Raw genomic sequence first — 20,165 nt, 5'->3', positions numbered from 1 at the left:
CGGATACCCGTCAGAGGGTGAGCTGCCAGTTGTCCCAGGCGTCCACCGGGCGGAACCCGAGCTGCTCGTTGATCGCCACCATGTAGCTGTTGCTCGCCGCGTTCCAGGTGTCGATGACGCGTACGGCGGGCTCGTGGGTCAGCAGGTGGTGCAGGTTCTCGGCCTTGGCGATGAGGCCCAGCCGGTGACCACGGTGGGCCGGGTCGACGAGGGTGATCTGCTGGTACGCGTGCCAGTCGACGGAGGCGCCCACGTCGAGCAGGGTCCAGGCGACCAGCCGGCCGGATGCCTCGTGTCGCATGGCGAGGTGGTAGCGCCGCCGGCCCCGGGCGTCCAGGGCGCGCTCGTTGCCCCGGATGCGCTCGGCGTCGACCTGTTCCGGCTCCCACTGCACGTCGCCCATGGGCGCGTCCATCAGCAGCCGGCCGTCCAGGTAGGCGATGTCCGCCACGTACTCCGGCGGGGTGCTCCCCTGCCAGGTGACGGACCGGTAGCCCTCGGCGCGGGGCTGGGCCTCGGCCAGCGCCGCTCGCAGCGCGAGCCGGTCGATGTCGGCGATGGCCAGCCGGCGGCGCACCTCGACCAGCGCGGAGTGCGCGCCCAGCGCGGTGGCGAACGCCGCGCCCGCCACCGGTCGGGCCGGACCGCCGGGCAGCGCGGCGACAGCCATCACGACGACCCGCTTGCGGCCGTGTTGACGCAGCAGGCGTACCCCGTACTCGTGCAGGGCCCGGCCGACGCCCCGGCGACGCAGGTCCGGACGGACCGTCAGCTCGGCGGTGGCGTTGTCGGGGTTGTCGAGCTGCGGCAGGTCGAGTTGAAGGTAACCGGCGGGCACCCCGTCCAGCCGGGCCAGCGCCCAGAGCGAACGGGTGCCGGGCATCGGGGTGTGGAATTGGGCGTCGAAGCGTTGCCGGCAGGACGGCGGGAAGTCGGGCAGATCGGCCTCGGTGGCCGCCGCTCCGATCCGGTACGCCTCGTCGACCGCGGTCCGGTCGGTGCCGTCGAACGGCGCGATCGTGATGCTCATGTGGGCGAGCCTGGCAGGAGCAAAAGCGACAGGGCCAGCGAATTTTCGCTGGCCCTGTCGAACGTGGTCGGGAGGGGCACTCGCACAACGCCTCCGGCGTTGGGTCGCAAGAACTTCAAAAGTCTTCGGCGAAATGCCCTCCCGCACGGAGCATCTTGCGCCGTCCGGTTCCTGCCGTCAAGTCCTGAGCGGCGGGTTTTCCACACTCACAGCGAAAATCCAGTCACCCGGTGGATTCAGCCGAGCAGACCGGCGTCGCGGGCGGCACGCAGGGACGGCTTGATCTGGTGGGTCGGGCCGACCTGGGCGGCCACGGCGTCGATCGTCTTCAGACCTTCGCCGGTGTTGAAGATGACCGTCTCCGCCGTGGGGTCGAGCCGGCCGGACTCGACCAGCTTGCGGAGCACCGCCGCGGTGACGCCGCCCGCCGTCTCGGCGAACACCCCGGTGGTACGGGCCAGGTCGCGGATGCCGGCGCGGATCTCGTCGTCGTCGGCGTACTCCATCCACCCGCCGGTGCGGCGCACCGCCTCCAGGGCGTAGAGGCCGGCGGCCGGGTCGCCGATGTTGAGCGACTTGGCGATGCCGGTGGGCTTGACCGGGATGATCGTGTCGGTGTCGGCGTGCAGGGCCGTCGCGATCGGGTTGCAGCCGGCCGACTGCGCCCCGAAGACCTTCCAGCCGCCTGCCGGGGCCTCGACCAGGCCGATCTCGACCAGCTCGGAGAAGGCCTTGTCAATCTTGGTGAGCAGTTCGCCGCTGGCCATCGGAATGACCACCTGGGCGGGGATGCGCCAGCCGAGCTGCTCGGCCACCTCGTACCCGAGGGTCTTGGAGCCTTCCGCGTAGTACGGCCGGACGTTCACGTTGACGAACGCCGTGTCCTCGAACTCGTCGGTCTCCACCAGCTCGCCGCAGAGCCGGTTGACGTCGTCGTACGAGCCGTCGATGGCGACCAGTTCGCCGCCGTACACGGCGGTGGTGATGACCTTGCCCTGCTCCAGGTCGCTGGGGATGAAGACGACCGAGGGCACGCCGGCCCGGGCGGCGTGCGCGGCCACCGAGTTGGCGAGGTTGCCGGTGGAGGCGCAGGCGAACCGGGCGAACCCGAGCGCCTTCGCGGCGGTCAGCGCCACCGAGACGACGCGGTCCTTGAACGAGTGGGTCGGGTTGGCGCTGTCGTCCTTGACCCAGAGCGGTGCGGTGATGCCCAGTTCGGCGGCGAGGCGGGGTGCCGCCACCAGTGGGGTCAGACCCGGGTCGAGGGTGACCCGGGTGGCCGGGTCCTGCCCGGCGGGCAGCAGCGCGGCGTACCGCCAGATGTTGTTCGGGCCGGCCTCGATCTGCTCGCGGGTGACCGTGGCGAGGGCGGCGGTGTCGTAGTCGACTTCCAGCGGGCCGAAACACTCGTAACAGGCGTGCTGGGCGGCGAGCGGGTAGCGGGCCGAACAGGCGCGGCAGACGAGGGCGCGGGCGGGGCTGGCGGAGGTGTCGATGCCGGAGGCGGCGAGCGTCGACGTCATGTCGAGGGTCCTCTCATCTTTCCCCGCATCGCACGGTGCGGCGGGGACGGAATTGGCACCTGCCCCGCGGGTCGCTCAGCGGTGAGCGCGCGGGGTGGTTGCCGGGGCGTCGTCGGGCCGTATCCCTCAGCCCCTCTGGATGAGGTATGCAGTTGTGCCGTCGAGTCTAGGCAACGTTGCCCGGCGCCTCCACCGGGCATCCCAGCCAGTGGGTCAGCGGGCCGCCACCGCCACCTGGTCGACCACCGCCACGGGATCGGTGACCGCCGTCGCCCGGGGCGGCGACGAGGGCCGGGGCCGGGTGCGCGCCGCGAGGTTCGCGGCGACCAGGGCGGCGATGGTGATCGCCGCGCCGACCAGTTCGACCCCCTCCGGCCGGTAGCCACGGGCGATCTGCACGACGAACGTGGTCACCGGGACGAGGTTCATGAACAGGGCGGCGTTGGCCGCGCCCAGCCGCTGCACGCCGGTGTTCCACGCCAGCACCGCGACGACGGCGGCGACGAGCACGGCGTACGCCAGTTGCGGGGTGACCGCCACCAGGTCGGCGGCGGCCGGCGCGTGCTGCCACCCGACGGCGTCGGCGCCGATGCTCGCGACCAGCATGGCGGCCGTGCCGGCGAGCGCGGTCAGCGTGGTGAAGCGCAGCGGTGACCAGGCGCCGAACCGGGTCGCGCCGTGGGTGTAGATGGCCCAGCCGAGCACCGCGCCGATCATCATGAGTCCGCCGAGACCGAACTGGCCGAGCCCGGCCAGGCTTCCGCGGGTGATCACCAGGCCGACGCCGAGGAGCGCCACCAGGGAGAGGGCCAGCAGGAGAGGCTTCGGCCGTACGCCGTCCCGGGCCCACCGGACCAGTTGGGTGATGATCGGGGTGGTCGCGACGAACAGGGAGATCTGCTGCGGGGCGGCGTGTTCGAGGGCCAGGTTGGTGAGCAGGTTGAAGCCGGCGAAGCCGACGACGCCCAGCACCACCACCTCGACTCCCCGACCGCCGAGGCGCAGCGCGGCAGACCCCTCGCGGAGCAGCAGGATGCCGACCAGGATGACGGCGGCGAACAGATAGCGAACGGTGGTCAGGTTGAGCGGGTCGACCCTCGCCAGCGCGGTGGCCAGGATCGGGAACATCGCGCCCCAGGCGAGCGCGGCGAGCAGCGGGTAGGCGGCGGCGCGGGATCGCATCGTCAGCTCCAATGTTCGAGTATCTTCGAACCAACGACACCGACCTTAGGGTGTTGTTCGATCGTTGTCGAACAAGGGTTAGACTGGTCACATGGAGCCGCACGAACCCGACCTGACCGCCGTACCGGTCACCGCCGTACTGGCCGCGCTCGCCGATGACGTGCGGCTGCAGATCGTCCGGGCGCTCGCCGAGGGCGGCGAGGCGGCCTGCGGCAGCTTCGACTTCGGCGTCTCGAAGGCGACCCGCAGCCACCACCTGAAGGTGCTGCGCGAGGCTGGCCTGACGCGTACCCGGGCCGCCGGCACGAGCCGCCTGGTCCGACTGCGCCGCGACGAGGTGGACAAGCTCTACCCCGGCCTCCTGGACGCGGTCCTCACTCCCCGCCCGCCGGCCTGACCCCGCTTCCCGGTAGGGGCGCGGGGGCGACCCCTCCCTCTCGGGTCCTTTGGAGCTGAATCGTCCACGGCATCACCCGATGGAACGCCACCCCGAACGCACGCGTCGCCGGAGCCGACACGCCGAGACCCCGGCGACGCGCGTTACGCATCGGTCAGGCGTTCACCGGGCTGGGCTCGGCCATCGACGGCACCTCGGCGCGCCGCTTGAAGAGCAGCGAGTCGAGCGCCCACGGGCCCGAGCCGAGCGCCGCGACCAGCAGGAACGACCAGCAGAAGAGGGCCGCCTGCTCACCGCCGTTGTACAGCGGCAGCAGGCCGTCCGGCTGGTGCACGACGAAGTAGGCGTACGCCATCGAGCCGGACGCGAGAAGCGCGGCGGGTCGGGCGAAGAGTCCGACCAGCACCAGCGCGCCGCAGATGAGCTGGATGAGGGCGGCCCACCAGCCCGGCCAGGTGCCGAGCGGTACCGCCTGGCCGGTCATCGGGTTGCCGCCGAACAACCCGAAGACCGACGAGAGGCCGTGCAGCGTGAACAGCAGGCCGATCACGATGCGGAACAGGGACAGGGTCGGCCCGCCGAGCCGAGAGACGTTCATGGAGACCTCCATCGAAGGGGACAGATCTCTTCCATGGTGAGGCCTCAAGGCATCGATGTTAATAAGTTCCTTGCCAGTGGGAAAATCCCCGGCGGTAGAACCTGAAGCGTGCGGGGCCCAGGCTGTGATTTGCCCTTTTTTGACGGCCCGCCCCAGTGTCCGTCGCCGATGCCGGGAGCGCTCCCGAGCCCTCAACGTACCGGTTGGCGTGATGCCCGTACACCCTGTCGAGCTGCCCCGGAAATGGGGCACGACTGCCACCGATGCGGCGAACTGGTCGCTGCGCCGCCTCGGGCTGCCGCTATCCGGCGACCAAGGCGCCCCAGCTAGGCATACCCATTGATCACTTTGAGCGACAACCTCCGGGCCACCTGCGGCCCGGTCCACCCGTCACGACTTGCCGGAATCCAGCTCCTTGACGAACACTCCGCGCCCCGGTGCGCCGACAACGACGCCCCGGTCACGCAGGAGCGCGACGGCACGCGCTGCGGTCGAGAACGACACCGAGTAGAGGTCGGCGAGCTGCGTGTAGGACGGCAGCTTGGCACCCGGCTCATACTCGCCGGCTTTGATACGAGCGGCGATATCCGCAGCGATGTCGACGTAGCTGAGTGGGATCGCGGGCATGGGCGGTCCTCCCGGGTTGGCAATCCCATCTGATCACGACACGCGATCCACCCTCAAGAACATGGTTAACCTATGTCACTAGGTGAATTAGCGTGAGGACGAGCCTCCCGGGTTGGCACCAGGGCTGGTTCATCACTCCGGGAAGCCCCGGACCCACGCCGGGGCAGCGCACCGGGCGGCTCGGATGTCCCCCATCCGAGCTGGTTGTCGCGCTGCTCCGGCACCCACCAATCCGAGAGGAGGCCCCGTGACCGTGACCGAGGCAAGCGCCGCCTGGGAGGTCGAGCAGGTGGCCGGCGAGCTGCGCGAGACGTACCTCGCGGTGGCCGCCGCGACCGTCCTGTTGGAGCGGACCAGCGCCGGCTGCGCCCATCCGGCGACCCGGCACGCGCGGCGTCGCGGAGACGACGCGCTCGACCTGGCCGCTGACGCGGAACGGCAGCTCAGCGACGGTGCGAGCCGGCTACGCACAACGGCCGGCCAGCCCAGCATCGGCGACCTGGTCGAGGTGCTGGACACCGCCCGTGACCAGTTCGGTGCCGCCGCCGCGCGGGTCGGTGAGCTTCCGGCGCGGATCACCGCAGCGCGGCAGCAGCTCGCCGACGCAGGCCAGCCCGACCTGGCCGCCGAGGCGGCGAGCGGGCAGTGGTCCCGGGCCGCCGAACAGCTCGACCTGATGGCCGAGAGCCTCACCGCGGCCGTGGAGGCGCTCACGTCGTACACCGAAGGGTTGTCCGGAGCGACCACCTGACGCCGGGCCCACGACCGGCGCCACCCGAGCCAGGGAGGGATCATGACAGAGTACGACGTACCACCCCGCTGGATCGTGCACCTACCGACCACCCTGACCAGCGTCGACGGCGCGCGGGCGCTGGCCGAGGCGCTGCGTGACTCGCTCGGGCACGTCACCGCGATCGACTTCGGTGAGACGACGCTCAGCGAGGAGGACCGCCAGTTCGTGCGTACCCGCGTCTGGTGCGACCACCGGCTGCCCAGCGGTGCCCGCTGCGCCCTGCTGATCGACCACCCCGGCGGTTTTTGTGGGCCGGGATGACGACCGACCACCCGCGCTGCTCATCTGACGGACAACGGGTGCGCGATTCGCAACTGCTCCCTCACGCGGTGGTCGATTAACGTGAACGGTTGGCGCGACAGCCGACACCAGAGGAGCCACGGTGACCGATCCCGCCGGAGAACTGGTCCTCTACCGAACCGACGACGGCAGCTCCGTCGTCCAACTGAGGGCAGCCAAGGGAACGGTCTGGCTGACGCAGGCCCAGATGGCCGAGCTGTACGGCACCTCGGTCCCCAACATCGTGCAGATCATGCGACGGGTGCTTTCCGAAGGGGAGGTGACCGAAGGAACTATTAACTCACAGTTAGTAGTTCGGATGGAGTGCGCGCGTCAGGTACAGCGTGAGGTCAAGGTCTACAACCTGGAGGAGGTCCTGGCATCGGCTGCCCGGTAACCACACCCCAGCCCTCTCAGCCCTCGAAGATCCGCACAACATCAGGGTTGTTGCTGCTTCCTGGGCGCCGCAAGCAGCAACAACAGGGAAGTTGTGCGGATCTTGGCGTCGGCAGGCGACCCGGCGGGCCGAAGACGATCTAGCGCGAGCGGCGACAAGGCCGGTCACCAACGGGCCGCGTCGGTGCGCGAGGATCGGGGGATGATCTTCCGTAACGCCCGCCGGGGGCGACGGGTCGGCGCGGCGGCCGCTCTGTTGGTCACGCTCAGCGCCTGCGTGCCGCGCGATCACGCGGGGCAGGGCGGCGACCCCACTGGCCCGCCGCCCAGGGCCACGTCCACGACCAGTCCGACCCCATCGGCGAGCAGCGCCCCGGTGGCCGAGTGCCCGGCATCCGGTGTCCGGATCCGGTCGACCGGCGGGGACGCCGCGATGGGGCTGCGCGCCCTCGGCCTGGAGCTGGTCAACTGCGGTGACCGCCCGTACCGGCTCAACGGGTACCCGACGGTGTGGGTCCTCGACGACCAGCGCAAGCCGATCATCCTGGCGGTCCAGAACGGGGCGAAGGACATCACGTCCGGCTACGACCAGCCACCCCGCGAGATCACCCTGGCACCCGGCGAACGGGCCATCGCTTCCGTCCTCTGGCGCAACCTGGTCACCGACTCGACGGTGGTCGCCACCGACGGGGCGTACCTGTCGGTGGCGCCCGCCGCCGGTCAGCCGGCCGAGGAGGTCGACCCGGACGGCCCGGTCGACGTGGGCAACACCGGGCGGATCGGCGTCAGCGCCTGGCGGATGCCTACGACGTGATGTCCTTGCGGGTGAAGCGCCAGAACGCCAACCCCCAGAACAGCGTCGCGTAGCTGATCGCCGAGATGGTGCCGCGGACCACGTCGTCGGTCTGCACCGGGGTGGAGAGCAACCCCAGCCAGGCGGTGCTGAAGTGGGTGGGCAGGAAGTCCCGCAGCACGCCCAGGGCGGTGATCTGGTCCAGGATGCTGGACAGGATCCACAGCAGGACCGCTCCGCCGACCGCGCCCAGCGCGGCGTCCGTCGTCACCGACAGCAGGAACGCCAGGCCGGCCACCACCAGGAGTACGACCGCCAGGTAGCCGAGCACGGCCAGCAACCGGAGCAGCCCCTCCCCCGGCTCCAGCTCGGCCGCCACCGTGCTGCGCAGCGGCGACCAGCCGTAGCGCAGGGTCCCCGCGAGCAGGGCGGTGCCGGCCAACAGCACCAGGGCCAGTCCCGAGTACGCGAGCGCGACCACCAGCTTCACCGTCAACAGCCGTGCCCGGGGCACCGGGATCGCCAGCAGGTAGCGCAGGCTCCCCCAGCTCGCCTCGCTGGCCACCGTGTCGCCACAGAACAGCGCGACGACCACCACCAGCAGGAACGACGCCGACACGAAGATCGAGAAGAGGGTGAAGTTGAGCCCGCCCGAGGTGGCCAGGTCGACAAGGCTGGCGAACTCGTTGTTGCCGTTGTCGTCGTCGCCGCCGGAGTTGAACTGGAAGGCGATCAGGATGATCAGCGGCAGCAGCACCATGAACCCGAGCGCGAGCTGGGTCCGCCGCCGGGACGCCTGCCGGCGGAACTCCGCCGCGAAGGGCAGGGTGGCCGACGGCCGGTAACCCCGGGCCTCGCCCGCGTCGACAACAGCCATCACCGGTCACCGCTTCCCCGAGAGTTCTCGCCCACCAGGGCGAGGAACGCGTCTTCCAGGCGTCGCCGGGGCACCACCCGGTCCACTCCGATGCCGGCGCGCACCAGCTCGGCCACCACCTCGCTGCGGGCCGTGCCGTTGGTGTCGACGACCAACTGCCCGTCGCTCTCCGGCAACACCCGCACGCCGTGCAGCCGGTCCAGCACCGCCCGCGCCGCCTCCGGATCGGTGACGTCGAACAGCACGCTCGGCGACTCGCCCACGATCTCCTGGACCGGCCCGGAGGCCACGATCCGACCCTTGTTGACCACCACGGCGTGCGTGCAGGTCTGCTCCACCTCGGCCAGCAGGTGACTGGAGACCAGCACCGCCCGCCCGTCGGTGGCGTACCGCTGCAGGACCCGGCGCATCTCGGCGATCTGCGGCGGGTCGAGCCCGTCGGTCGGCTCGTCCAGCACGAGCAGCTCCGGTAGGCCCAGCATGGCCTGGGCGATGGCGAGCCGCTGGCGCATGCCGTGGCTGTAGTTCTTGATCTTCCGGTGCACCGAGTCGCCCAGCCCGGCGATCTCCAACGCCTCGTCGAAGTGCGCGTCCTCGGCCGGTCGCCCGGTGGCCCGCCAGTACGTCCGCAGGTTCGCCAGGCCGGAGAGGTGCGGCAGGAATCCCGGCCCCTCCACGAGCGCGCCGATGCGGGACAGCACCGGCGAGCCGGGCACCAGCCGACGGCCGAACACGTAGATCTCCCCGGCGGTCGGCTGGGTCAGCCCCATCAGCACCCGCAGGGTGGTGGTCTTGCCCGCGCCGTTGGGTCCCAGCAGGCCCACCACCTGACCCGGGTGCACCTCGAAGTCCACGTTCGACACCGCCACGAACCCGTCCGCGTACTCCTTGCGCAGCGCGCGCACGGCCAGCGGCGTGTCCGCGTACTCCGGATGCACCGAGCGGTCCTGGCGGCGGTGCCGGCGACGGACGACGGCGACGACCACGACGAGCCCGATCACGATGGCGGCGAGCAGGCCGGCGAGCACCCAGCGCCAGACGGTCGCCGCCGTGGGGATCGGCTCGCCGTCGACCGTGGGCAGGCTGACCGCACCGTCCGCAGTCACGGTGTAGACGGTGGGCGCGGCGGGGGTGGTGTACGCCTGGTCGGAGCTGGCGACCACCAGGCGCAGCCGGTGCCCCGCCTCGATCCGGCGGACGATCCCGGGCAGCGTCACGGTGACCGGGCGGGCGTCCTGCACCCGCTGCGGCAGGCCGGTGAGGCGGATCGGCGCGACCAGACCGTTCGGCAGGGTCGCCGCGCCGTCCTTGTCGACGTCGTAGAGCTTGACGAACAGGACCGCCTCCCCGGTCGGCGAGGCGGCCCGCACGGTCACGGTGGGCGCGCCGGCCACGTCAACCGCCTCGGTCAGCGGCGTCGACTCGAAGCGCGCGTGCTGGCCGGGCACGTCGCCGGCCACCCCGTCGAGCAGCGAGGCGAGGCCACCGGCGAACGGAACCGAGGAGATGGCGGCCGGGTTGCCGTTCGGCGGGTTCGCGATCGGCTGCGCCGGACCGGCGACCGCCACCTCCCGGCGGGCGTTGCCGGCCAGGCCGGGGTAGTCGGCGCGGCGGAAACCGGTGGCGACCAGACCCCGGTCGAGCGCGTCGAACCCGGCGATCCGGGACCAGGTGAAGTCGTCGCCGGGCGCGTCGCCCTCGCCCTTGACGTAGTGGTCGAGCCACTGGATGGTCAGGAACTTCACCCGGTCTTCGTCCGAGCGCGGTCCACTGCCGCCGTCGTGCCCGCCGGTGAACCAGGCGACCCGCACCGGGGTGCCGGCGGCGGCGATCCCCCTGGCGTTCGCGTCCGCCTCGCCGAGCGGAAAGAGTGTGTCCGCCTCACCCTGCACCAGCAGGGTGGGCGCCTTGATCCGGTCCAGCACACCGGCCGGGCTGGACCGGCGCAGCAGGTCGACGGCCGCCTGGTCGGCCCGGCCCGCGGTGGCGATCCGCAGGTACGCGGCGCACACGTCGGCCGCGAACCGCCCGCAGGACGGGTCGGCGGCACCGGCCGGTACGCCACCGGGCGCGGTTCCGGGACCCGCGCCCGGCCCCGGGCTCGGCGGCCCAGCGGACGCCGGCGCTCCTTCCGGCTGGGCGGCGGTCGTACCCGCGAGCCCGGCCGGGCCGCTGCCCACGTTGCCGCCGCCGCCGAAGAAGAGGCCGGCCCAGCCCTTCTTGAACACGCCCTCGGTCGGTGCCCCGCCGGTGCTCTCGGGCAGGAAGGCGCGGGACAGGTCGTTCCAGGTGATCATGGGGACGATCGCGTCCACCCGGCGGTCCTGCGCGGCCAGCAGCAGCGCCAGGCCGCCGCCGTACGAGCCGCCGACCACGCCGACCTTCGGGTCGCCGGGGGCGTCGGTCCGCACCTCGGGCCGGGCGGCCAGCCAGTCCAGCAGCCGCTGGGCGTCGCGCACCTCGTAGTCCGGGTTGTCCAGGTGGATCTCGCCGCCGCTGCGGCCGAAGCCCCGCGCGGTCCAGGTGAGCACCGCGTAGCCGCGCCCGGCGAACTCCTCCGCGTCCGAGCGCACCGACTCCTTCGTGCCGCCGAAGCCGTGCGCCAGCAGGACCGCGGGGACCCTCCGGCCGGACGACGCGCCGGACGGGAGGTACAGGGTGGTGTCCAGGTCCACGGGCGCGTCGCCGGACGGTCCCGAGCGGACGGTGAGCATCGCGCTCTGGGTGCGGACGTCCGATCCCTGCGGCCACACCGCCCAGGTCACGGCGGCAGCCAGCAGCACGACGACCGCCGCCGCGGCGATCGCGCGGCGGCGGGTGGGCAGGGCACGCCGGAACCACGCGGCCGGCGACGGCGATCTCATGCGGCACACGGTACGGCGCGCAGCCTGAGCGTTGGCTGAGATCCGCCGTACGTCCGTCCGGTTGCCCCGATCGGTGATCCGGTCCGGTGCGACCGAGCATCAGGCGTGGCGGGCCAGTGAGTTGAGTTCGGATCCTGTGAATTCCGATCTTTCGCGGATATCACCCTCGATGCCTTCATGTCACACCAACGAATCGGACAGAGCGTGCCCGGAACCCTGACGAACGGTGACATCGCTCGAACTGACGCAAACCTGACTCGTCGAACCGGCCAGCTCGCCTGGGGGTTCGATTAGTTTTCCGGTCCGGTGGACGGGACTTGTCGGCGAACCCGACACCGCGCCGATCCCCCGCCCGACGCCGGAGGAGACACACCATGACAGTCCCCGCGCCGCGGGCCCGTCGACGAACGTCCATGCTCGGCCGTTCGCTGCCGTTGCTGCTCATCGTCGCGCTGCTCGCGCCGGTCGGCACGCTCTTCGCGTCCACCTGGCGACACACCGGCGACGACCGGAGCCTGGCCGACCGGGAACGACTCGGCGTGGAGTACCTACGCGCGCTGGCCCCGGTCACCGAGACGCTGGTGGAGGCCCAGACCACCGCCGTCGCCGGCCGTCCCGTCCCCGGCGAGCCCCTGACCCGCGCCGTCGAGCAGGCCGCCGCGGTGGACGCCCGCATCGGCGGAGAACTGCGCACGCAGGAACGGTGGGCCGGGCTGCGGGCCAAACTGGAGGCGCTGCGCGACCGCAGCCCCGCCGACCCGGAGGCCGCCTACACCGCGTACGGCGAGGTCACCGACCTGCTGCTCGCCCTGCACCGCAAGGTGCGGGAGAGCTCGGGGCTGGGCCGTGACCCCGGCGCCGACTCCTTCTTCCTCCAGGACAGCGCCGGCCAGAAGCTGCCCGAGGCCGTGGTGGGCGCCGGCCGGCTCGCCGACCTGGGTGTGCTCGCCGCTCGACAACCGGCCGCCCAACGGCCCCGGAGCCTGATGGAGATGACCGGCCTGCGGGTGGCCGCCCTGGCACCCGCGACCGACGTGGTCGACAACCTGCGCTCCGCCGTGGACAACTCGGAGAGCACTGACCTGGGCGCCAACGTGCTGACCCCGCTCGACGCCTACCAGCGGTCGGTGGAGGCGATGGCCCTGTACTCGACGCCCAGCGCCTCCGGAACGGTGGACCAGGGCCAACTGACCGCCACCGCGCTCAACTCGCGCAACGCCGCCCGGCAGCTTCAGCCCGTCATCCTCGGCGAGCTGGACACCCTGCTCACCGAACGGATCGACGGGTTGGCCCGGGACCGGTGGCTGGCCGCCGGGGCGGCCGGGGTGGCCGCGCTGGTGCTGATCTGGCTCGCCGTACTACTGATCGCCGCCGACCGGCGGACACGCCGGCGGGCCGCCACACCAGACGCCACGACCCCGGCCACCCCGCCGACCGGCGACCCCTGGCAACCACCGGCCGCGACCGACATCCGACCGCTGCAACCGGTGGGCGCGGCCCACGAGCCGGTCGCCGAACAGTGGGGGCCGTTCGATGCTGCTCGCTAGGCTCCGGATCCGCGGGAAGCTCGCGCTGCTCGTGGTGATTCCCCTGCTGAGCATGGTCGGCCTCGCGGTGCCCGTGGTGCTCGACCGGGTGGCCGCCGCCCAACGCGCCGCCGACATCACCGACCAGGTACGGCTCGCCAGCCGGGTCGGCAGCCTCGTTCAGGACCTCCAGCAGGAGCGCATCCTGTCGATCGGCTTCCTCCTCGGTCGGGTCGAACGCTCCGAGGTGATCCGCAAGGCGGCCGACGTGGACGACCGGGTGGCCGACCTGCGGGCCGACGGCGGAGACGCGCTGACCGAGCAGGTCGACCACGCGCTCAACGGGGTGTCCCGGCTGGGCGACCTGCGCAGGGCGGTACTGGCCCGTAGTGCGAACCCCGGCCAGGTGATGGACGCCTTCGGCCCGGTCAACCGGGAGTTGATCGGATCGCTCCGGCTGGTCTTCAGTGTGGACACCGAGACGTTGCCCGGCCGCCAGGTGCTCGCCCTGGACGGGCTGCTCCGCGCCGACGAGGGCATCGGCTCCTGCGCCACGCTGAGCATCCTCGTCAAGGCGATCGGCACTCCGGACACCACCGCCGGCTACGTGGCGTGCATCGCGGCCCTCCAGGTCGACAACGCCCGCTTCCGCAGCCTGATCACGCCCGAGCAGCTCAAGGTTGCTCAGCTCAACGACGCCGCCGTGGCCGCGCGTACCAGCCCCGACTTCCTGATTACCAGCGCCCGGGACCCGGCCGGGGCGGTCCGCGACGTGCCGATGGAGGCCCTGTTCCCGGCCGTCCGCACGATGATCCGGCTCGGTCAGTTCGTCGAGAAGAAGATCGTCGCCGACGTTCTCGCCGAGGTGAAGGCCGACCAGCGGCGCGCGCTCACCGCCGCCTACCTGGTGGCTGGCGCGGCGGCGCTGATCCTGGCGCTGGTGGTGCTGCTCAGCGCGGCGGTGGCGCGTACGGTGGCGCGACCGCTGACCCAGCTCACCCGCTCCGCCGACCGGGTCGCCCGGGTCGCCGAGGCGGAGCTGGTCCGGGTCACCGACGACGAGGCCGAGAACGTCCAGTCGGTCCGGTTGCAGCCGGTGGTCATCTCCTCCAGCGACGAGATCGGTGACCTGGCCCGGGCGTTCGACCGGGTGCAGAACACCGCCGCCCAGTTGGTCGAGCGGCAGATCGCCGGCCGACGCAACGTGGCGCAGATGTTCGGGCACGTCGGACGGCGTACCCAGAACCTGGTGAGCCGGCAGCTCGCCCTGATCGACCGGCTGGAGCAGCAGGAGGCCGACGCGGGCAGGTTGGAGCACCTGTACCGGCTCGACCACATCTCCAGCCGGCTGCGCCGCAACGCCGGCAGCCTCGTGGTGCTCTCCGGGTCGGCCGGCGCCGACGCGCACACCGCGCCGGTTCCGCTGGCCGACGTGGTCCGGTTGGCGCTCGGCGAGATCGAGGACTACACCCGCGTAGACGTGCAGGTGCCGGCGGGTGTCGCCGCCGCGCCGGCCGTGATCGGCGACCTCGTCCTGGCACTGGCCGAGCTGATGGAGAACGCGACGGTCTTCTCCCCGCCGCACACCCGGGTCGTGGTCACCGGCGAGACCTCCGGGCTGGGCGCCCGGATCACCGTGGTGGACCACGGCATCGGCATGAGCGAGCAGCGGCTCGCCGAGGAGAACGCCCGGCTCACCCGGCGGGAACGTCTCGACCTCGCGCCGACCGAGGTGCTCGGCCTCTTCGTGGTGGGCCGGCTGGCTCGCCGCCACGGCTGGGAGGTGCGTCTCGCCGCCACCGTTGGCGGCGGCGTGACCGCCCAGGTGGAGATACCCCAGGCGTCACTGGTGCTGCGCCGCGCCGACCGGGCCGGGGCGACGGTCGCCCGGGCCGCCGTACCGGACCGGGGACGACGGCTGGCTCTGGACTCCGCCCGGGGCGCTCGTGCCCGGGGCGCCGCTGCCGCACCGGCCACCGCCGCACCGGCCGTTGCCGCACCGGCCGTCGCAGCCGCCGCTGTGCCACCGTCCGGCTTCGACACGGACCTGCTCAGCCGGGCCACCCGCAGCCTGGAGTCCGGCGAGTCCTGGGACGCCTTCGGCGCTCGGGAGTCGGCGGACGCCGCCGCGACCGCCCGTACGACACCGCAACCCGCCGCCGTCGCGCAGAGCGCCACCACGGCGGGAACGTCCGCCGGCCCCCGGATCCGGCAGCGGGTGCCCGGCGCGAGCCTCTCCGCGGCCGCCGCACCCAGCCGGCCGGTCGACGCCACCAGCGCCGACCCGGACGCCGCCCGCGCGCTGGTCGAGGCGTTCCAGTCCGGCGTACGCCGCGCCGAGTCGAGCGCCCCACCCGCCGATGGCCCCGGCGGGAACTGGTCGATGCGGACGGTCACCGACCCGCCCGCCAGCGCGGGGCCCACGGTGGCGGATTCCGGCGCTACCGTCGACCTGCCCACCACCCCGGGCGGCTTCGGCCCGACCGTGGCGGACACCGGCGGCACCAACCGGGGCCGTCCCCGGCTGAGCCGGCGCGTGCCCGGCGCGAACCTGACGGTCTCACCGCCCAACCCACCAGCCAGCCCGCAGCTCGGCGACCCGGCCGAGGTGCGCAGCCTCATCACCGATTTCGAGGCGGGCGTCGCCCGCGCTCTCCGCGAAGTCAGCCCAGATCGTCGGAACGAAGAAGGATCATCACGGTGACCAGCCCCTTCCTGCACGACAACGTCGACCACCAGACCCAGCCGGCCGCCGGGGGGGACCTCAGCCCCGAGGCCCGCACGTTCAACTGGCTGCTGGACTCCTTCACCTCCAGCACCGCCGGGGTGTTGGAGGCGATCGCGGTCTCCTCGGACGGGCTGCTGATGGCCATGTCGGCCATCAAGGACCGCTCCAACGCGGAGCGTCTGGCCGCCGTGGTCTCCGGCATGACCAGCCTCGCCGGGGGCGCGGCCAGTTGGTACGCGCTCGGCGGCCTAAACCGGGTGATCGTCGACATGGCCGACGGGTACCTGTTGATCAGCGCTATCAGCAGCGGTTCCGTGTTGGGTGTCGTCGCCGACCGCTCGGCGAACCTGGGCACCGTCGCGTACGAGATGACGCTCTTCGCCGGCCGGGCCGGCGGCGCGCTCACCCCGCGCCTGATCGCCGAGCTGAAGAACGCCGTTCAGCAGTGACTCCCGACGTCGCCGGCGAGGATCCGGACCCGGAGCCCGGGGTACGGATCCGCCCCTACCTGCGCACGCCGCACCCGGGTGGGGGCGGCGCGTCGGCGGCGCCGGCGCCGGCGCCGGCTCCGGCTCCGGCTCCGGACGACAGTGGCCCGGCCGGTCTGCGGCCGTTCGTGCTCACCGCCGGGCGGGTGGCCGGCGCCGATCCGGCGATCGGACTCGAGACGCAGGTGACCCGCTCCGACGTCGCCCGCTGGACGGGCACGCCGGTCAGCCTGCTCGCGCCGGAGCTTCAGGCGATCATCGCGCTCTGCGCCGAACCGATCTCGGTTGCCGAGATCTCCGCCCGGGCCCGGCTGCAATTCGGCGTGACCCGGGTGCTGGTGGGCGACCTGCGGGCCGCCGGGCACCTGGACGTGCACGTGACCGACGCCAACGACGCCTACGACCCCGACCTCATCCTGCGAGTGATTGATGGACTTCGTGCGATCTCCTGAATGGCCGGTCGTCCCGATCGGGGGTCTCGCCGGCAACAGCGCCACCGCCCGCTACGGCGCGGGCCCGGGCACTCCTCCGGCGTCCGGGCGTGCCAGCGCGCCACCGCCGACCGGGCCGCTACCGCCGACCGGGCCGCCACCTCCGTACCGGCCGCCGGCCGACACGGGACCGACCAGCCGTCCGTCGGCCGCGCCACCCGTACCGGTCAAGATCCTCGTCGCCGGTGGGTTCGGGGTGGGCAAGACCACCACGGTCGGCGCGATCTCCGAGATCGCGCCGCTGACCACCGAGGCCGAGATGACCAGCGCCGGCATCGGCGTGGACGACCCGGGCGCACGGTCGAACAAGACCACGACGACGGTGGCGATGGACTTCGGTTGTGTGACCATCGACCGCAGCCTGAAGCTCTACCTGTTCGGCACCCCGGGGCAGTCCCGCTTCGGCTTCATGTGGGAAGACCTCGCCCGGGGCGCGCTCGGCGCGCTCGTGGTCGTCGACAGCGCACGACTGGACGACTGCTTCCCGGCGATCGACTTCTTCGAGCGGGCCGGTTTGCCGTTCGTGGTGGGGGTCAACGCGTTCGACGGGCGACTGGCCCTGGAACTCGGCGAGATCCGTTGGGCGCTGGCCATCGGCGACCACGTACCCCTGGTGCAGTTCGACGCCCGGGACCGACTCTCGGTGCGGGACGCCCTGCTGGTCGTCCTGGACCGCGCGTTGGACCGGGCCACCCGGGACAGGAAGGCCTGAGCCGACCGGCTCCGGCCGTGGCGGGAAGGGGTGATCTGGTGAGGGGCGACCTGGACGAGACGCTGGCCCGGCTGGCCCGGCGCGAGGAGGCGCTGCGCCGGCGGGCCGACGACCGTGACGGCACCACGCCACCACCGGGCCCGACCGCCGCGCCGGGCCTCACCGGGCCGGCCCGCAACGCCGGGCCAGCCCGGCACGCGGAACGGCACGACCCCGCCGACGACGCCGGGTGGGGGCCGGTCGAGGAGGTGACCGAGGCGGTACGCCAGGTCGTCGGCGCGCACCCCGGGCTGGCGGTGACCGTCCGGGTGGAGCACGACGGCCGGACGTACCCGCTGCGGGTCTCCTGGGACGGCCCGGACGTGACGGTCGGCCCGGAGCCGCCGGTGGCCCCGGTGGAACCCCCGCCGTCCTGGCCGCTCTCCGGGCGGACAGTCCCGGCGTGGGTGCCCGGCCCGGACGGGTTGACGCCGGACCCGGCGGCCCGCCTGGCGGAGTTGATCCGGCGCGACCCGTCGCTGCTGGACGAGTTGGATCCGCGGCGCTGAACGACGTGGCCGGCTGACGGGTACTACGGTCGGGCGGTGGCCCCACCCGACCTGACCCTGACGGCGAGCCTTCGACCGGCCGCGCTGGACGCCCGACGGGGCATCGTGCGGCTGCACCCGGAGGCGCTGACCGCGCTGGGCCTGCGCCCGGGCTCGCCGGTGCGGCTCACGGGTCGCCGGGAGACCGCCGGGATCGTGGCGGCGGCCGGGGCGGGCGCGAGCAGCGCCCTGCTCTACGCCGACGACCTGACGCTCGGCAACCTGGGCGTACGGGACGGCGCGTCGGTGCGCGTCTCGCCGCTGCCGCTGACCCCGGCGGCCCGGGTCACCCTGGCCGGGCCGGTGGAGGTCATCGCGGCGGTCAGCCCGGAGATGCTCCGGCTCGCCCTGCTCGGCAAGGTCGTCACGGCCGGCGACGACGTGTCGCTGCTGCCGCAGGACGTGCTGCCGGACGCGTCGACGCGCGGTCTCGTCGAGGCGGCCCGGCGCAGCCTCGCCACCAGCGTCGGCTTCGCCTGGACGAGCACCCTGCTCACCGTGGTCACCGTCGAGGAGTCCGCCGGGTCGCTGGTCACCATGGACACGGTGGTCGCCTGGGAGCACGGTCCGGCCACCCACGCCGCGCCACCACCGGCCCGGCGGCCCGGGACGGTCGACGCCGTCGAAGAGACGGACGCGCCCGACGTGGACGAGCTGCCAGGGTTGCGCGCCCAGGCGGACGAGTTGACCGAACTCCTCGACCTCGGCTTCCACCACCGGGAGGTGCTGGGCCGGCTGGGCACCACCATCTCGCTGGGCGTGCTGCTCTCCGGACCGGCCGGCTCCGGGAAGTCGGCGCTGGTCCGGGCGGTCGCGGCCCGCGTGGGTGCCCGCGTACATCCGCTGTGGGCGCCCGAGGTGGTCGCGCTGGCCGACCAGGCCGCCGCCGACCGGCTGCGCGCCGCCGCGACGGCGGCCCGTACCGCCGGGCCGGCGGTGCTGCTGGTCACCGACGTGGAGGCCCTGGCCCCGGCGGACGAGCCCGGTCCGCTGGCCACGGTGTTCCGGCAGGTGCTCGCGGAGGTCGTCCGGGCGGGGGTCGCCGTGGTCTGCACCACCAGCCGGCCGGAGGCCGTCGACGTGGCGCTGCGCGCGCCCGACCTGCTGTCGCTGCGGATCAGCGTGCCGCTGCCCGACGCGGCCCTGCGCCGTGAACAGCTCACCGTGCTGACCCGGCAGGTCCCGCTCGCCGACGACGTGCGGCTGGACGAGGTGGCCGGCCGTACCCCCGGGTTCGTCGCGGCGGACCTGGCCGCGCTGGTCCGGGAGGCCGGGGTACGCGCGGCGCTGCGGCAGAAGTCCGCGTCGACGCCCACGGTGTCGATGGGCGACTTCACCGCCGCCCTGGAGGTGGTCCGGCCGACGACGATGGCCGCGTCGACGTTGGAGTTGGCGTCGGTGACGCTCGACGACGTCGGCGGACTGGAGGACGTCAAGCAGACGTTGACCGAGTCGGTGCTGTGGCCGTTGACCTACCCGGACACCTTCGCCCGCCTCGGCGTGCAGCCACCGCGCGGTGTGCTGCTCTACGGACCGCCCGGCTGCGGCAAGACGTACCTGGTCACCGCGCTCGCCGGGTCGGGCCGGGCGAACGTGCTCTCGGTCAAGGGAGCGGAACTGCTCTCCAAATGGGTGGGCGAGAGCGAACGCGCCGTACGCGAGCTGTTCCGCCGGGCCCGGGAGGCCGCGCCGACGCTGATCTTCCTGGACGAGGTCGACGCGTTGGCCCCGGTACGCGGGCAGGCCACCGACGGCGGCACCACGGATCGGGTGGTCGCGGCGCTGCTCACCGAGCTGGACGGGGTGGAGGCGCTGCGCAACGTGGTGGTCGTGGGCGCCACGAACCGGCCGGACCTGGTCGACCCGGCGCTGCTGCGGCCCGGCCGGCTGGGGCGGCTGGTCTACGTGCCGCCACCGGACGGCCAGGCCCGCGCGGAGATCCTGCGGGCCGCGTCCCGGAACGTGCCGCTGGCATCCGACGTCGACCTGGCCGCCCTCGGCGCGGAACTGGACGGCTTCTCGGCCGCGGACTGCGCCGCCGTGATCCGGGAGGCGGCGCTCGCCGCGATGCGGGAGTCGCTGGCCGCCGCCACCGTCACCGCCGCGCACGTCGCTACCGCGCGCGACCGCGTCCGCCCGTCGCTGGACCCGGCCCAGGTCGCCTGGCTGGCCGCGTACGCCGCCGAGCGGGACTAGTACCAACGCCGTTCAGTTAGGCGGTGGGTGTGGTCGTCAAGGGTCCGGGCTGATGATGTTGATACTGGTGGTGGCCTG

Annotated in this window: 19 protein-coding genes and 1 riboswitch; of the genes, 12 read left to right on the top strand and 7 right to left on the bottom strand. The window is 72.9% G+C overall.

Annotation, left to right across the window (positions count from 1 at the left end):
* Window positions 1-10: 10 nt before the first annotated feature.
* The 3 genes from ACLQ25_RS09985 to ACLQ25_RS09975 all read right to left on the bottom strand — a co-directional run bounded on the left by ACLQ25_RS09985 (window position 11) and on the right by ACLQ25_RS09975 (window position 3,735).
* Entirely contained in the window at window positions 11-1,030 is a 1,020-nt protein-coding gene (locus ACLQ25_RS09985) for a GNAT family N-acetyltransferase (RefSeq protein ID WP_425730618.1), read from the bottom strand.
* A gap of 236 nt (window positions 1,031-1,266) precedes the next feature.
* Complete coding sequence (thrC, locus tag ACLQ25_RS09980; protein WP_425730617.1) at window positions 1,267-2,553, bottom strand: threonine synthase; 1,287 nt, start codon at window positions 2,551-2,553, stop codon at window positions 1,267-1,269.
* A gap of 10 nt (window positions 2,554-2,563) precedes the next feature.
* A riboswitch (SAM riboswitch) is annotated at window positions 2,564-2,699 on the bottom strand.
* Between the two features lie 67 nt (window positions 2,700-2,766).
* The gene (locus tag ACLQ25_RS09975; RefSeq protein WP_425730616.1) at window positions 2,767-3,735 is read right to left on the bottom strand and encodes a DMT family transporter; all 969 of its coding nucleotides are present in this window, start codon (window positions 3,733-3,735) and stop codon (window positions 2,767-2,769) included.
* Window positions 3,736-3,826: 91 nt separating this feature from the next.
* Here ACLQ25_RS09975 and ACLQ25_RS09970 point away from each other — a divergent pair, with 91 nt between their 5' ends.
* On the top strand, window positions 3,827-4,132 hold the full coding sequence (locus ACLQ25_RS09970; RefSeq protein WP_425730615.1) for an ArsR/SmtB family transcription factor: 306 nt from the start codon (window positions 3,827-3,829) through the stop codon (window positions 4,130-4,132).
* A 154-nt stretch (window positions 4,133-4,286) separates the two neighbouring features.
* On the opposite strand, the gene ACLQ25_RS09965 is transcribed toward ACLQ25_RS09970, so the two are convergent.
* Complete coding sequence (locus ACLQ25_RS09965) at window positions 4,287-4,730, bottom strand: DoxX family protein (protein WP_425730614.1); 444 nt, start codon at window positions 4,728-4,730, stop codon at window positions 4,287-4,289.
* A 390-nt stretch (window positions 4,731-5,120) separates the two neighbouring features.
* A complete protein-coding gene (locus ACLQ25_RS09960; RefSeq protein WP_425730613.1) occupies window positions 5,121-5,357 on the bottom strand; it encodes a winged helix-turn-helix domain-containing protein in 237 nt (78 codons plus the stop codon).
* A 247-nt stretch (window positions 5,358-5,604) separates the two neighbouring features.
* Between ACLQ25_RS09960 and ACLQ25_RS09955 the strand changes: the two genes are divergently transcribed.
* From ACLQ25_RS09955 to ACLQ25_RS09940, 4 genes are all read left to right on the top strand, one after another.
* On the top strand, window positions 5,605-6,108 hold the full coding sequence (locus ACLQ25_RS09955; RefSeq protein WP_425730612.1) for a hypothetical protein: 504 nt from the start codon (window positions 5,605-5,607) through the stop codon (window positions 6,106-6,108).
* 42 nt (window positions 6,109-6,150) lie between these two features.
* On the top strand, window positions 6,151-6,411 hold the full coding sequence (locus ACLQ25_RS09950; RefSeq protein WP_425730611.1) for a hypothetical protein: 261 nt from the start codon (window positions 6,151-6,153) through the stop codon (window positions 6,409-6,411).
* 121 nt (window positions 6,412-6,532) lie between these two features.
* A complete protein-coding gene (locus ACLQ25_RS09945; protein ID WP_425730610.1) occupies window positions 6,533-6,826 on the top strand; it encodes a hypothetical protein in 294 nt (97 codons plus the stop codon).
* 201 nt (window positions 6,827-7,027) lie between these two features.
* Entirely contained in the window at window positions 7,028-7,639 is a 612-nt protein-coding gene (locus ACLQ25_RS09940; RefSeq protein ID WP_425730609.1) for a DUF4232 domain-containing protein, read from the top strand.
* Here the strand turns inward: ACLQ25_RS09940 and ACLQ25_RS09935 are convergent.
* Together ACLQ25_RS09935 and ACLQ25_RS09930 are read right to left on the bottom strand one after the other, a co-directional pair.
* Entirely contained in the window at window positions 7,629-8,495 is an 867-nt protein-coding gene (locus ACLQ25_RS09935) for an ABC transporter permease (protein WP_425730608.1), read from the bottom strand. The two genes, ACLQ25_RS09940 and ACLQ25_RS09935, sit on opposite strands and share 11 nt — an antisense overlap.
* Window positions 8,495-11,359, bottom strand: a complete 2,865-nt coding sequence (locus ACLQ25_RS09930) for an alpha/beta fold hydrolase (protein WP_425730607.1) — start codon at window positions 11,357-11,359, stop codon at window positions 8,495-8,497. The genes ACLQ25_RS09935 and ACLQ25_RS09930 overlap by 1 nt, the downstream gene beginning before the upstream one ends.
* 374 nt (window positions 11,360-11,733) lie before the next feature.
* On the opposite strand from ACLQ25_RS09930, the gene ACLQ25_RS09925 reads away from it, so the two are divergent.
* The 7 genes from ACLQ25_RS09925 to ACLQ25_RS09895 are packed head-to-tail and all read left to right on the top strand — an operon-like array spanning window position 11,734 to window position 20,087.
* Entirely contained in the window at window positions 11,734-12,906 is a 1,173-nt protein-coding gene (locus tag ACLQ25_RS09925; RefSeq protein ID WP_425730606.1) for a hypothetical protein, read from the top strand.
* Window positions 12,893-15,589 (top strand): nitrate- and nitrite sensing domain-containing protein, encoded by a 2,697-nt coding sequence (locus ACLQ25_RS09920; protein WP_425730605.1) that lies wholly within the window; start codon window positions 12,893-12,895, stop codon window positions 15,587-15,589. The genes ACLQ25_RS09925 and ACLQ25_RS09920 overlap by 14 nt, the downstream gene beginning before the upstream one ends.
* Window positions 15,586-16,062, top strand: coding sequence for a roadblock/LC7 domain-containing protein (locus tag ACLQ25_RS09915; protein WP_425730604.1), 477 nt, complete (start codon window positions 15,586-15,588; stop codon window positions 16,060-16,062). Before ACLQ25_RS09920 ends, ACLQ25_RS09915 begins: the two co-directional genes overlap by 4 nt.
* The gene (locus tag ACLQ25_RS09910; RefSeq protein WP_425730603.1) at window positions 16,059-16,553 is read left to right on the top strand and encodes a DUF742 domain-containing protein; all 495 of its coding nucleotides are present in this window, start codon (window positions 16,059-16,061) and stop codon (window positions 16,551-16,553) included. The genes ACLQ25_RS09915 and ACLQ25_RS09910 overlap by 4 nt, the downstream gene beginning before the upstream one ends.
* Entirely contained in the window at window positions 16,531-17,304 is a 774-nt protein-coding gene (locus ACLQ25_RS09905) for a GTP-binding protein (protein ID WP_425730602.1), read from the top strand. The genes ACLQ25_RS09910 and ACLQ25_RS09905 overlap by 23 nt, the downstream gene beginning before the upstream one ends.
* Before the next feature lie 38 nt (window positions 17,305-17,342).
* Window positions 17,343-17,852: a hypothetical protein gene (locus ACLQ25_RS09900; protein WP_425730601.1), complete on the top strand. Its 510-nt coding sequence runs from the start codon at window positions 17,343-17,345 to the stop codon at window positions 17,850-17,852.
* A gap of 36 nt (window positions 17,853-17,888) precedes the next feature.
* Window positions 17,889-20,087, top strand: a complete 2,199-nt coding sequence (locus tag ACLQ25_RS09895) for an AAA family ATPase (RefSeq protein WP_425730600.1) — start codon at window positions 17,889-17,891, stop codon at window positions 20,085-20,087.
* The last annotated feature ends 78 nt before the right edge of the window (window positions 20,088-20,165 follow it).

This window comes from Micromonospora sp. DT44 (assembly GCF_049841635.1).
Classification (GTDB): Bacteria; Actinomycetota; Actinomycetes; order Mycobacteriales; family Micromonosporaceae; genus Micromonospora.
Note: the sequence above shows the minus strand (reverse complement) of the source record. Positions and strands in the feature narration are given on the sequence as shown.